This window comes from Eubacterium sp. AM46-8, from assembly GCF_003466705.1.
GTDB lineage: Bacteria > Bacillota > Clostridia > Lachnospirales > Lachnospiraceae > Lachnospira.
On the sequence record NZ_QSEU01000012.1, the window covers coordinates 17,014 to 30,363 of the forward strand.

Genomic DNA, 13,350 nt, shown 5'->3' on the forward strand with positions numbered 1-13,350 from the left:
CCTGTATTATCAATCAGTTTATAACTGTATAATTCTGCGTCGGCACAATTAAGCCTATGATCATGGCACAATTTGTCCCATGCAGAAACAAATCCTCCTCATCACTGATATTTCCTTTGTTCTGCTGAATTATATCGGGTAATCCACATAATGCAAGCAATTTTTCGTCTACACCATTATCTAATACTGCAATCTTTAATTTATTCATCCGCTGCATTTACTCTGCTACTACAAATGTGGTAGCTATTAGACTTCGTTGCTTTATGCCAACTTATCTCTCGTAGCCTAGCCTTGTATGCGGTTTCTGTCCGTCGGACCAGAGATTTGCCAACGACTTCCTTCAGATTTCACCTCACGGTGAACACCCTTGCTGTTCAGCTATACATTTCCCACTACCTGGGCATGTTCGGGACCTTTCACCCATTAGAGCGCGCCCATGGCGCGCATACATAAAAAATAGCCTTTCTGCAAAGGCTATTTCTAACGTAATTCTTTAATACTATTTAAGATTTTTATCATTGCATTCTTTTCCTTGCCTGACAGCTGCTAAACTTAGTACTCACAATATATTTCAAATCCCCCATACATGTTTTTCCAAGAGATTTTTATATTGCTCACACCGTTTTTCTTTCAACTGATTATTATTGTAAATATTTGTGTTTACTGCATGACACATAGAAGAACAAAAATATCTAACATCGCATTCATTACATGGTGTAACCGTATCTACAACACAAATCGTATTAATTCGTTTAACATCATGAAAAATTATATCCAGTTCATCAATATCTCCCAAAATAACATTTGACTCTTCCATAGCTGAACACAAAGTCACTTTACCACTTGCATTAATAGAAAGTATTTGACTTCCAGCATTACACATGGCTAACATGTTAATTCTCTTAGATATATTATCTTCTTTTCCTTTTTCGTTATCATTAATTAAGTCATCATAAAACTTTAAAGCTCTTCCCTTTACAGAGAGTGTTCTTAGAATAGGCTTTACTTCAAATTTATTACAAAGTTCTTTGAAGTCAGTTACATGATTTTTATTATTACTTGTTAGAACCATAGAAAGTGAAATGTTATCAATTTTATTATTTTTTAGCAAAATTATAGTCTCAATAACTTTATCAAACACCCCTTGTCCTCGTATGAAATCTACGCTATTCTTGTCATATCCATCTAAACTAATACTAATTTCATCCACACATGACTTTAATATACTAATATGTTCAGGATAAATTAAAGTAGCATTTGAAATAATATCAATACGCCCCATAAAATTCTTTCTTGCATATTCTAAATATTTTGAAATATTAGACAAACAAAAAATTTCACCACCACTTAATGTTACTGAGGATATATTATTTTCTGCGGCCCAATGTATGATTCTATGAAACATCTCTTGTGGCATTGAAGATTTATCTTGCTCACCATACTCGCCAGAACAATGCTTACATCTCAAATTACATTTTTTAGTTAATTCAATGTCTAATCGTTCTATAGTTTTCTTGTTTTCACTCCAGTCTTTACGTTTTATCACTTTTATTTTTGCTAAAGCCTTAATAATCTCAATATAATATTGCTTCCGTGCATTATCCGTATTCCGCATTAACAGCTCAAAACCATTTTCTAGTCCTATGTATGTTTTTATTTTTTCAAAGTCTTTAGTTAGAATTTTTATCCATAAACCACACTCTCTCACATTACCAATAACTATTTCATTATAGTGATTTAAAATTCTTGTATTATCCGAAAAGCATATATTATCCAGTTTAATTTCGTTCATATTTACACCTTTCATTGTATTATTAGTGAAGTATAGATCCTATTTTGTTAACAAAATTTTCTAAATAAGCTAAATCTGGCATCCAAAAGGAATCATAAATATATGATTGTTGAGTTTTTTCTTCAATTATCCTAACAAGTGCTGTTATATTCCGTGGAGTAGCTGGGCGATTTTAAATGCTTTATTTTCATCATATAAATTCCAAATAGAAATTTCTTCCTCAATACTTTTCATTAATTTAGCATTAATTATTGATTGTCTCTGAATTTTTTTATTACTATTAAATATAAAACTTTGCTGCATTAAACATTTTTTTAAATTTTGTATACTTACATGATTCTGCAATAATTCATATATTTTTTTTATAATAAATGGAGTCAAAAAACTATTTGCTCCACTTAAAACATAAGACGATCCCAACCATGGTATAATTCTTGGAGAATTATTAATATAAATAACATTGTTACTGGTAACAAGATTATTTTGTTTACCTTGGACACTAATTATTCTATTATTACAAGAAAGATAATTTATTTTTCCATTATTTGATTCTGATGTAACTATTATTATTCCTTGAGACAGACATTTATCTAAAAGAATTTCTAACTCCGAATCTTTAATAAATGCTTCAATTCCTAAACTTAAATTAATAATATTAACGTCACTGTTTAACGCTTCAAGTAGTGCCACTTTTAAAGACGACAGCTTCCCTTTTCCAGTTCTATCCAATATTTTTATACTATACAATTCCAAACCAGAACTAATTGAATCAATTAATTTTATAATACATGTACCATGACCGTTTTCATCTTTGTTAGTTTCATCTGTGAAATTTATATTAGTAATTTTATTCTGTAATGGTTGACTAAAATCAAACCCACTATCTAACACAGCAATTTTCATTGAAGTTATTTACACCTACTCACTAATTAAAAAGAATGCCCTAAAAGTCTCTCGCACCACATACTACAACCCCAAAATACACCTTATCAAATGTTCTATGGCTTGTATAATATTGGTTTTACAAAGACTTCTAGGGCACCCATTTCTTACTCATTTACATGTTTACCTGATACTTTCTACCACAGTGGCCAAGTATTATCAGTTTCTTTCCAGCCACAATTTTTTGATGCTGTTTTCTCAAAATACTGTTCGCAATCATCGTCACATCCATAACCTTTGATTTCAACTTCAAGTTCTTTTTCTTTGTTTTCCATGATAACTCCTCCCTTCTTTAAAATTTTATTTGTAAATTAAATTACAAATCATTATCAGTGTGCCACACAATTTTTTCCAATTTATTCTTTTTAATATGACACCTCTCAACACGTTTTTTATTGTTTGAGTATATCACATTATTTCTTGAAATACAAGTATCCGCACAAAAATACCGTACATTACAATTTTGACATGGAGCGATTTTGTCAACTATAGGTTTTGCAAACAAACCGTCTATATGTATCTTGTGTTCCGAAACTATAAAACTTCCAATTCCTAATTCTTCCTCTCTTAATGCAGCACATGAAAACACTATTCCATAAGTATTAATAAAAATAGAACGATATTGATGGTTACATAAACATTTAAATGTAAGTCCTTTTTCAGTCAGATTATGCATAATACGCAATTCCATAGGATCCTCCGCAAAATTTTCTTCTGCCGTCCTTTTATATTAAGCTGTCTAATAACCGGCTTAATATGTAATCGTTCAGATAACTCTTTGAACTTTATTATTTCAGAATTATCATCGCCAACACTTACACATGATAAAGTAATTCTTTCATACCCACACATCTTCAGTTTATTAATTAATGCAATAACTTTATTATATACACCCTTTCCCCGTATCATGCTCACACTGTTTTCATCATATCCATCTAAACTAATATGTAAAGCATGAATATACTTCATTATAAGCTCGATGTACTCATCAGTTACCAAAGTTCCGTTTGTAATTATTTCTAATGACCCAGTAAAATTCTGCTTAATCACTTTACATACATCGACTATATCTTTCCGGCAAAATGGCTCACCGCCTGTTAATAATATTCTTTTCACTTTATTGTCTTCCGACCATTTTGAAATAGCTTTTATCATATCAATTGGCATTTCTCTATATTTTTTCCCACCAAAGGAATACGAGCAATGTTTACATGCCAAATTACACTGAGTTGTTATCTCAATGGTTATATCCGAAGGATATAATTGTAACTCATCCTTTTCTGCATTATCAATGCAAATACCTACTTCCCGAAATGCATTTATATATTTTTTTTCTTTTTCAGATAGTAAAGATATATTATTTTGAGACTTTTGCACCAAATCTTTATAAAGAGAATGCGACATTTTGATCCATCTTCCATCAAAAGCAATATTGCCAACAATACATTCATTACCATTTATTAATACTCTCGTATACTTCGAAAAAAATATACTATTGATATTTTTCATAACTTTTCCTCATTTATTCGATACAATATCTTTCTATATCCACAAAAGAAAGAATTAGTTTTATTCAAGTACCCTGTCATTTTATAATTTCCATATAAACAGCTAGCACTTTTGCAACATTTAAAATATCTGCATCCAACACAATCTTCCCTATTCAAAGACGTTCCATCTGTATATCGCGGTTCAATTTCTGAAACGTTTTCTATATTTCCTAAAAGAAATTGTTTATCATCCATAACATATGTACAAGGATAAACATTCCCCCCCAAATCAATACTAAACATGCTATAACCTCCCGCGCAGCCCCGTCTACCGATAAACAATTCATCATCATCTAGGTTTATATATGCATTCTTTCTTATATTTCTTATCTTATCTATTTCTCTTAATTGTCCTTCGAGAATCTCCAATGACTTGTCACTCCATTCAGAATCGAAATAATCTGGTACAACTTTCAACACTGTAAAGCCACGATTTATCAAATATTCACAACTACTACTAAGTTTTGAAACAGTTTTTGAATTATAGGTCACTCTCGCAGACAATTTTAAACTTGCATCAAACAATCGCGGAATGAGATCATCGACATCGCGCCACGCTGATGATCGGTTTTTATATCGTCTATTTATGCTATATATCTCTTCATCACCGTCTATACTTAATGCACATTCCACATTATTTTTTTTTAACCAAATAAGCATATCATCCGTCATTAATGTTCCATTAGTTGTTATAGAATAAAAAGGAGTGATTTTGTCATCAATTTTTTCATTTGCAATCTCAACAAATTTTTTAATAAAAGGAAACTTAATTAAGGGTTCTCCACCAAAAAATTTAATGAATATTTTTTTAGAGGCGATCTTATAACACATTGTATTAATAAACTCTATTGTTTTTTCGATATAATCAATTTCGCAAACACCAGTATCCTCTCTTATAAGTCCTTCTTCATAGCAATAACTACAGGCCATATTACATGTCTTAGTTACCCAAATACTTAATTTCATACTGTCATCTTACCCCCTTCATACAATTCCAATTTTATTATCCGATTACAAATTTTTAAAATTTGTGGTTTATGAGTTATAATAATTACAGTTTTTTCTTTAAAATGATTTTTAATAAACTCTATCATCTTCTCTTCACTATTAGAATCCAAGGCAGCAGTCGGCTCGTCTAGAACACAAATCGGCTTATTATCCAAATAAAGCTTATAAAGAGCTAATTTTTGAGCCTCCCCTCCTGATATATTTAAATTATTTTCTTTTACTTCAAAATTACCTTTTAATATACTGTTTCCTGATTCGTAAAAGTTCATTTCTTCCAAAAATTTTTTCATTTTATTTAATTCTTTTTCACTCTTTAGAATATTATTAAACTCTTCAGCCAGCAAATAGCTATTTTGAGTCATAACGCCTATTTGCGTCTGCAAATATTCCATATCAAATGTGTTAATATCAATTCCATCAATCTCAATTTTGCCACGTTCGACAGTACACAATTTAGTCAACAATCTGACTAATGTAGTTTTTCCGCTTCCATTGTTCCCTACGATACCAATGATTTCTCCTCTATTAAACGTTTCGGTAAATCCTTTCAATATAAATCTTTCATTGTTATAACCAAACCATACATTATCAAAAGAAATATTTCCCATAAGCTCGCTGCTGTGTTTATAATCTCCCTTGATTATATTTTTTTCATTAAACATTACATTATAAATGTTATCTAATAAAGGAAAGAAATTTTTTATTTTAACAAACATATTTCCTATTGATACTATAGGACTATATAATCTTTGCACATAAATAGTCATACTAAACAACAAACCAACAGAAATCAAATTATTAGAAACATCAACAGCACCTAAAATTAATACAATAACAATTGCAAGAACATTAAAAGACATTCCTGTCATTCCAACAGTACACATGGTTTTCGTAAAATCTAATCCTTCTTTAGCCAGTTCATCACATTTATCTGCATACATTTTTTTTATATATTGAGTTTTTCCCGTCATTTGTAATGAAGGCATATTATTAATGGTTTCAGTGGAAAATGAGTTAAAATCTCCCATAGTCACTCTCAACTTTTTCATACGTTCTTTACTCTTATTTGCCACTTTTCGCTGAATAAATGCAAATATAATTGACATTACAACAACCAAAATACCAATTTTAGGATTTAATATAATTATATATGAACTAATCCCTATACACAAACAAATATTTACTACCAATTCGCTGATATCAGATGTTAGTAGTTCTTGCAATTTTTCTATGTCATTATCTAAAATTGTGAGTACATCCCCTACTTTGTACTGGTTCCAAAATTGAATATCAACTGTATTAAGCTTTTTATATAATTTTTGTTTTGTCCTTAATACTATATCATTACCGAATTTAAAAAAAAATACTTTTTGCAAATAATAGAAAATTACCATTAATATCCCGCAAATCAACATCTCAGTAGTATACAACACTATATTTGAAACATCTCCCATAACAACTCCCAGATCAACAATTTTGCTTAAAAAACTAGGAAATATTACAGAAGCAATTGTATAGATCATTAAGAAAGAAAAACATTTTATCTGATTAACAATATACTTTTTTTCTCTATATCTACTATTTTTAGTAAACGTTTCAAAAAAGTTTTTAATTCCATTTGCAACCCCCTCAAAGATTATATAATAACCATTTTTTACTCATACCAATATGATTAATTATAACATTTTAAAAAACAATATATAATATACAGCGAGTTTGTCCTTACTAAATAGCCACGTTTACCAATAAGCAAAAGCCATAATCATGGTTATGGATTCTCTTGAATCGCAAACTCCTGATTGGACTTTTATTTTTAAAAAGTAATAAATCTTCTATCTAATCTACACTCAAATTCCATCTGCGAAGAAATTATTGCTTATTAATTCGCTCAATCAGCCTATCTTTTAAAATGCTTTGATATGCAAAAAACGGCGTTACTAAACATACCATAAAAATAATTATTAAAACAATTAACAAAGAAGCATACGGCATTTTAAAAGAAGCATACGAAACAATTTGCTTAAACCAAAAATACAAGGGAATATATATTCCATTTCCTACTATAAGCAATAATATAAATGAAATTATCCAATAATAAAATCCCTCAATCAATAAAATCTTTAATTGCTGTCTATGCGTCATACCAATACTTTCCAAAATTGCAAATTCTTGTTTTCGGTTATTTACACTCGTAATCATTGTTGTAACAAAATTAAGTATTCCTACTAGCAAAAATATAAAAGACAATCCTATCGTTAAAACTTTAGTTGTCAAAATGTAACCTTCCATCTCTTTAGCTTTTTCAATCCTAGATATTATTTGAATATCCGAATTCAAAGAAGCAATCGTTTGAAGTTGCATTAAAACTTCATCATCATGTTTTCCATCAGTGTCAAATGCAATTCGAAAAATTTTAATTTGAGAAGTTAAACCTTCAAGCGCCGTTTTGCTTATATATAAATCCGGGGCTGTTCCTTTTTCATTTCCCCTCCCTCCTTGAAAATCAGCGCTAAAAAAACCATCAGCAACTTCAAACTCCGTCTCGGCCCCTTTAGTTTTTATAGTAATAATCTGATTAGGTTGAATTAAATTTTCCCCATCCTCATTTGTAATTGTCTGAAGCACAACAATCTTACCATCTTGAAACGCCTCTAGATCAATAGGATGTTCAAGTGTTTTATTTAATTCTTCTATATAACTATTATCAATTCCATAAACACCACTATAAAAATTCTCCGTATATGATTCGCGTTTTTCAGAAGAAGAAAAGTCTATACCTGCTTTTCCTTCTAATGAATCCACATATGCGCCAAATACCTCCTCATCATACTGCACATCAAAAGTAACACGTTCTTTGGCAACATAGGTAACTCTTAAGTTTTGAATTCCAGAGATATTTTTAATATCTTCTAGCATATCTGCCGTGATTGGACTTCCATCATCATGAATACTATAAGTAATTGCAAAGTCGCTTTCACCCCATTGCTGTATAAAGTTTTCCGGACTAATACTCGACAATAAAGACGTTGCTATCCAATATAACGCCAGCCCTAAAAACAAAGAAGAAATAACCAATATTGCGCTTTTTTTAGAGCGAAAAATATTTTGAAACGCCATTCTTGTTAATCTAAATACCTTATTCCTACGCTTATACAATTTTTTCGAATCCACATCATTATATGACATTGCCGCAATAGGAGAAACCTGGGCGGCTATTTTCGCAGGTTTAACACACCCTATTCTTGCAGTGACAAAAGAAAATATTGTGGCTCCTATAAAAACGAACGGAGAGAACGAAATTTGCAATCCTAAATCTTTATTCCCCGAATATAGCACATTTAAACTATATGGCACGATACCAAAAGATACTGCAGCTCCCAATATCAAGCCTATCGGAATTCCAATAACAGTAATATACAAAACTTGCTGATAAACAATTTTTCGTACTTCTTTTTTGGTAAATCCTATTAATCGAAGTTGACCAAAAAAGCGGATATCTCTAACTATACTAATATATAAAACATTATGTATTAACAAATAGCCGCTAATAAATATGAATAATAGTATAAAGACAATGCCTATAATTAATACTTGGCTGTTCACTTGTGTTACAGGTACAATTTCAAAACTCTGTGTTGAAGAAAATTTCACCTTGTCCTTTAACCTATCACACTCTTTTTGAATATCTCCTGTATCTTCAAAAGACACCATAACTACTTTACCAGTAGAGATAGCAGCCTTATTTTTAAATTCTTCTGAAACGTAAATGCTTCCTTTGTCATTAGTCCTAACTTGAGAGTAGTCTGTATAGTATCCCGCCAAAATAAACTCTTGCGTCTTAATAGAATCATCGTCATCCAAATGATACGACAAAGAAATAGACATACCTTCTTGTGGATTTGTTATTCCCAAACGCTCTAAAATCCATGTAGGTATCATTACTTCATTTTCTGTAACAGGATAGTTTCCAACAACATCTGAAATAGTGGGCATCCTATGAAGGTTCCATTCATTTTCATCTATCCAATTTAGCCCTAGCAACAAATCTTCATCTTCCAAACCGTCAATTTGTCCTAAATGTTGAGAAATCCCAATATCTTTAATCGAATCTGATTTCTTTATCTCAGATACTTGCAAATCACTAGGGTTATTAATAGCCACATGAGCCGTTGTCCCCATCGCACGAATTTGTTGTAATTGTGCTGTCTCTATATAACTAAATCCAACACTAAACACAGATGTCAACATAAAAGTGGACAAAACTACCGCAATAATTACCACAACATTTCGATATAGATTGACAAAAAAATTTTCTTAGACAATCCCCATATACGCCTTAAATTCATTTTATAATAAAAATTTTTTTTCATATATCTACCTTTCCATCTATAATATTTATTATGCGATCCGACAACTGAGCTATTTCCAAATTATGTGTAATCATAATCAGCGTTTGTTCAAAACGCTGGTTGACTGTTCTTAAAAGCTTTATCACATCTCCACTCGTTTTACTATCCAAATTTCCAGTTGGTTCATCTGCTAATATAACAGCCGGTTTCGATATAATAGCACGAGCAATAGCCACTCTCTGTTGTTGTCCTCCAGAGAGCGTATTCGGAAGATTAAAGATTTTCTCCTTTAATGAAAGTATATCTAAAACATCATCTAAAAAATCTTTATCTATTTTTCTCCCATCAAGTTCTACTGGCAAAACTATATTTTCATAGACACTTAAAACAGGAATCAAATTATAATTTTGAAAAATAAATCCTATATTTTTTCTACGAAATAATGTCAATTCGTCCTCAGACATAGAAGTAATATCTTTCCCCAAAATATATACATTCCCTGAAGTTGGAGTGTCTAATCCGCCAATCATATTAAGTAACGTAGATTTTCCACTGCCAGAACTACCAATTATGGAAACAAATTCTCCTTTCTGTACAGAAAAACTTATATCATTTACCGCTTTTGTTTGATTTGGCACTTTACCATAATATTTTTTCAAATGTTCTACACTAATAATTTCCATAATTCCCTCCATAATTGTATTAGAAAAAGTTTAAGTTTATATTATTATATATTTTATAACTATAAATGGTAAGCGCATAGTTTTAGGGCGTACCCTATAAATGAAATCTGACACCCCGCGCTAGGATGCCAGACATACGAGTATTTCACTACATTTTATTTACAAGTTCCCTGAGCCAATTTACTCCACGGGGCAAATTGTTCCAATTCCTCGTCTGACATTTCAGCACCAGAACGATGCTCTAGAAGGAAGCTCAGATATTTAAGTGGATCAAGTTCATTGGCTTTTGCCGTTTCTATCATAGAATAGATTTTCATACTGGCATCTGCCCCGGCTGGTGTATCACAGAAAAGCCAGTTCTTACGGCCAACTACCAATGGTCGAATGCTGTTCTCACTGAGATTATTACTCAGGCTGCATGCACCATCTTTCAGATAGTTCATCATAAACGGACGGCAACCATTGGAATAGTTGATTGCCTTGATCAGCCTGTCTCCTGATTCCGGATGCAGCTGGTCAAGCCATGACAAAAAAGCCTCTATGACAGGTTTTTGATCCTTTTCGCTGTCTTTGGCATCACGTTCCTGCAGCATTTTCTGCAGGGAACGGATAAGCTCGTTCTGAGTGCTGATTGTATTATTCAGTTGTGAAATAGTATCCTTAAGCTCTAAGAACTGGATATCTCTTACTCCTGAAGGCATTGTTTTTTCGCTTCTTTTCTATGGTTCAATTATACCATAAAACAAGCGAAAAATCCTGAAAAATCAAGCATTTCCGGTACTTTTTATCGCCTTTGGCTGCTCGATTTCAAGACCTGACATAAGCCAGTCAAACTGCCTCCATGTAATGGGTTTTACCTCATTACGGTTGCGCGGCCAACGGTATTTTCCTACGTTGGCATCAAGTCGCTTATATAAAAGTACAAATCCTTCACGTTCATGAAGAAGCACTTTTATTCGATCACTACGTCTGCCACAGAAGAGATAGATTGCATTTGGCCTGGAAGGGTTCATATTCAGCTGGTCTTTTACGACAGCGCATAATCCATCAATGGACTTGCGCATATCTGTATAACCACAGATCACATAAATCTCGTCTGCGACAGTGATGTCTCCTAACATGTCCCTGTCACAGCTTTAAGGATCTGTGACAGCAGCTTCGGGTCAACATCATTTGAAATTTTTATTGAAACAGTCCCAAGCATGACCTCGATGGCGGGGCAGGGTTCTTCCAGCGGAAGCATTGTGCTTTCGACAGTTGGAATGCCCGGGTTTTGATGATCAGGTATCACCTCAAGTTTTACAACATCCGGTTTAAGGGCTGGCTTATAATCGCCGCGTCCTGTGGCAGAGGGGATATCATAACAAGCTTTTTTTCTCAGTCTTTTAACCCAGTTGTAAAAGGTGCCGGGATTGATGTTATGTTCTGTACACCATTGGTAGTCACTAAGACCGCTGCTGCGGCATTCCATGATAAGTTGATATTGTTCGTCTGCTGTGCGTCTTTGCGTTTTCATACAGGAAACCTCCATAGTTATAGTAAAACGCTCGCATTTATAGTATCTAGCGCCGATACTGTAGTAAAATGCTGGCATCTATCATCTATAATTATGGCAAATTTTGTGATGATTTTAAATCCACCCTGAAACTAGGCGCTTACAATATTTAATACTGGTATTATTATTATCAATATTCTACTCAAACTCTTATTCTTTATAAAATATCTAATGCATTCAGAATAGTTCATTCTATATGCTGAAGATAAACGAATTGCAGGATAAGCCAAAATCATCATTATTATCAAAGCAATAACCGACGATAATAGTACTTCCTCAATAGAAGCCCCATTTGAAAAAAGCATAGTTCCAATGACAATGTTTATAGGTAAAAAAACATATGCTCCCCATGTCCAAAATAATGTTGAAAGTTTTTGGTTATCTATAAATATCACTCCCTCTATATAAATGATGCATACTACTCTTTTAATATTATACTACAATTAAACCAATCTTCCAATTATTTTCTAACTTTTCAGATTCTTCTTTCGATATATTCATTTTCTTTTCATTTCTAGTCCAAAAACGGTATTAGAAGAATTTTGGTAAAAATTAGTAGGCAATAATTTGAATATTATTGCCTGCCAAATTAATGATGAAATCATATGATTCTTCTGTCAATCAGAACCAATCTGCTTTCTCCTATCGGAGTCTAAGCATACACACTCTTGCAATATAACGTATCATCAGCTCCGAGCCTGTGCTTTTTGTATATTATCTGACCAATACTTATTGCTGAAAAAATTCCCATTTCTAGGCAAATTTCTGAACATATCCATAACAATATCATATGACAAGCCTGATGTGTCCACAAACATCTCTTTCCCATCTTTAGATTTAACTGCAATTCCGTTATCACCCACATACGCTACTGTATTGTCATCTAATTTCTGTATTAATCCCGTCATTTCCGCAAATTTCTTTAGCGCAAACTCTCCGGATTCTTCACAAAGTTTTCGGAACTTCTCTGCATCCTCACCTAGCATATACGGATATTTTCCATCTCTAATATACCATGAAATTCCCGTTTCTGAATCCGTGTATTTAGGATCAGTTAATGCCCACTCTTTCAAAGGAACACCCTGATACCATACTGTCATTTTTTCACTAGAATCATTGCTTATTTCTGGTTCATCATTTTGAATTTCTTTCTCAGCAATTTCATCCTGCCCCTGTTCATCTACTCTACATGGCACGTTATATTTTAATTCCTCATAGATTTCTTGAACATTTGCATATTTGTTAACTGCTGCAACATCCGGTATCTCTAACACTTCCTTTTGTTGAAAAGCCTGTGGCTGGTTATATTTTGAACTAGTTTTTTTTCCTGCATAAATATTGTTATTTACAGCGGTATTTACCATATTTACCATATTTATAATCCCTCCAGCAGCAATATAATCTAATTTTCTTATTATAGTATGTTGCACTTTATGCCAGATTGCTATAAAATGCAACATACAATGAAAAT

14 protein-coding genes are annotated in these 13,350 nt (G+C 32.2%); all 14 read right to left on the minus strand.

Features of this window, described 5'->3' with window-relative positions:
* Nucleotides 1–13 precede the first annotated feature (13 nt).
* Nucleotides 14–208 carry a hypothetical protein gene (locus DW963_RS13435; RefSeq protein WP_199669378.1) on the minus strand — a complete coding sequence of 65 codons (195 nt, stop codon included), beginning with the start codon at nucleotides 206–208 and terminating at the stop codon, nucleotides 14–16.
* Between the two features lie 363 nt (nucleotides 209–571).
* On the minus strand, nucleotides 572–1,792 hold the full coding sequence (locus DW963_RS09020; RefSeq protein WP_158560488.1) for a radical SAM/SPASM domain-containing protein: 1,221 nt from the start codon (nucleotides 1,790–1,792) through the stop codon (nucleotides 572–574).
* A 144-nt stretch (nucleotides 1,793–1,936) separates the two neighbouring features.
* The gene (locus tag DW963_RS09025; protein WP_117915217.1) at nucleotides 1,937–2,695 is read right to left on the minus strand and encodes a S8 family serine peptidase; all 759 of its coding nucleotides are present in this window, start codon (nucleotides 2,693–2,695) and stop codon (nucleotides 1,937–1,939) included.
* 176 nt (nucleotides 2,696–2,871) lie between these two features.
* Entirely contained in the window at nucleotides 2,872–3,009 is a 138-nt protein-coding gene (locus DW963_RS13320; protein WP_158560490.1) for a hypothetical protein, read from the minus strand.
* A gap of 41 nt (nucleotides 3,010–3,050) precedes the next feature.
* Nucleotides 3,051–3,425: an SPASM domain-containing protein gene (locus DW963_RS09030; RefSeq protein ID WP_117915219.1), complete on the minus strand. Its 375-nt coding sequence runs from the start codon at nucleotides 3,423–3,425 to the stop codon at nucleotides 3,051–3,053.
* Entirely contained in the window at nucleotides 3,398–4,243 is an 846-nt protein-coding gene (locus DW963_RS09035) for a radical SAM protein (RefSeq protein WP_117915221.1), read from the minus strand. The genes DW963_RS09030 and DW963_RS09035 overlap by 28 nt, the downstream gene beginning before the upstream one ends.
* Nucleotides 4,240–5,250, minus strand: a complete 1,011-nt coding sequence (locus DW963_RS09040; RefSeq protein ID WP_117915223.1) for a radical SAM/SPASM domain-containing protein — start codon at nucleotides 5,248–5,250, stop codon at nucleotides 4,240–4,242. Before DW963_RS09040 ends, DW963_RS09035 begins: the two co-directional genes overlap by 4 nt.
* Nucleotides 5,247–6,932, minus strand: coding sequence for an ABC transporter ATP-binding protein (locus tag DW963_RS09045; protein WP_353652804.1), 1,686 nt, complete (start codon nucleotides 6,930–6,932; stop codon nucleotides 5,247–5,249). Before DW963_RS09045 ends, DW963_RS09040 begins: the two co-directional genes overlap by 4 nt.
* Before the next feature lie 229 nt (nucleotides 6,933–7,161).
* The gene (locus tag DW963_RS09050) at nucleotides 7,162–9,573 is read right to left on the minus strand and encodes an ABC transporter permease (protein WP_147347590.1); all 2,412 of its coding nucleotides are present in this window, start codon (nucleotides 9,571–9,573) and stop codon (nucleotides 7,162–7,164) included.
* Nucleotides 9,574–9,658: 85 nt separating this feature from the next.
* The gene (locus DW963_RS09055; RefSeq protein ID WP_117915228.1) at nucleotides 9,659–10,324 is read right to left on the minus strand and encodes an ABC transporter ATP-binding protein; all 666 of its coding nucleotides are present in this window, start codon (nucleotides 10,322–10,324) and stop codon (nucleotides 9,659–9,661) included.
* A gap of 155 nt (nucleotides 10,325–10,479) precedes the next feature.
* Entirely contained in the window at nucleotides 10,480–11,025 is a 546-nt protein-coding gene (locus DW963_RS09060; protein ID WP_286169255.1) for an IS66 family transposase, read from the minus strand.
* A gap of 63 nt (nucleotides 11,026–11,088) precedes the next feature.
* Entirely contained in the window at nucleotides 11,089–11,445 is a 357-nt protein-coding gene (gene tnpB / locus DW963_RS09065; protein WP_055263088.1) for an IS66 family insertion sequence element accessory protein TnpB, read from the minus strand.
* Nucleotides 11,439–11,840 (minus strand): IS66 family insertion sequence element accessory protein TnpA, encoded by a 402-nt coding sequence (gene tnpA / locus DW963_RS09070; RefSeq protein WP_117915230.1) that lies wholly within the window; start codon nucleotides 11,838–11,840, stop codon nucleotides 11,439–11,441. The genes tnpB and tnpA overlap by 7 nt, the downstream gene beginning before the upstream one ends.
* A gap of 725 nt (nucleotides 11,841–12,565) precedes the next feature.
* Nucleotides 12,566–13,252: an H-NS histone family protein gene (locus DW963_RS09075; protein WP_286169256.1), complete on the minus strand. Its 687-nt coding sequence runs from the start codon at nucleotides 13,250–13,252 to the stop codon at nucleotides 12,566–12,568.
* Nucleotides 13,253–13,350: the final 98 nt, after the last annotated feature.

Coding starts and splice junctions, on each gene's coding strand:
- DW963_RS13320 (WP_158560490.1), bottom strand. CDS start 3,009: ATGGAAAACAAAGAAAAAGAACTTGAAGTTGAAATCAAAGGTTATGGA.
- DW963_RS09075 (WP_286169256.1), bottom strand. CDS start 13,252: ATGGTAAATATGGTAAATACCGCTGTAAATAACAATATTTATGCAGGA.
- DW963_RS09025 (WP_117915217.1), bottom strand. CDS start 2,695: ATGAAAATTGCTGTGTTAGATAGTGGGTTTGATTTTAGTCAACCATTA.
- tnpA (WP_117915230.1), bottom strand. CDS start 11,840: ATGAAAACGCAAAGACGCACAGCAGACGAACAATATCAACTTATCATG.
- DW963_RS09055 (WP_117915228.1), bottom strand. CDS start 10,324: ATGGAAATTATTAGTGTAGAACATTTGAAAAAATATTATGGTAAAGTG.
- DW963_RS09030 (WP_117915219.1), bottom strand. CDS start 3,425: ATGGAATTGCGTATTATGCATAATCTGACTGAAAAAGGACTTACATTT.
- DW963_RS09040 (WP_117915223.1), bottom strand. CDS start 5,250: ATGAAATTAAGTATTTGGGTAACTAAGACATGTAATATGGCCTGTAGT.
- DW963_RS13435 (WP_199669378.1), bottom strand. CDS start 208: ATGAATAAATTAAAGATTGCAGTATTAGATAATGGTGTAGACGAAAAA.
- DW963_RS09060 (WP_286169255.1), bottom strand. CDS start 11,025: ATGCCTTCAGGAGTAAGAGATATCCAGTTCTTAGAGCTTAAGGATACT.
- DW963_RS09020 (WP_158560488.1), bottom strand. CDS start 1,792: ATGAACGAAATTAAACTGGATAATATATGCTTTTCGGATAATACAAGA.
- DW963_RS09035 (WP_117915221.1), bottom strand. CDS start 4,243: ATGAAAAATATCAATAGTATATTTTTTTCGAAGTATACGAGAGTATTA.
- tnpB (WP_055263088.1), bottom strand. CDS start 11,445: ATGTTAGGAGACATCACTGTCGCAGACGAGATTTATGTGATCTGTGGT.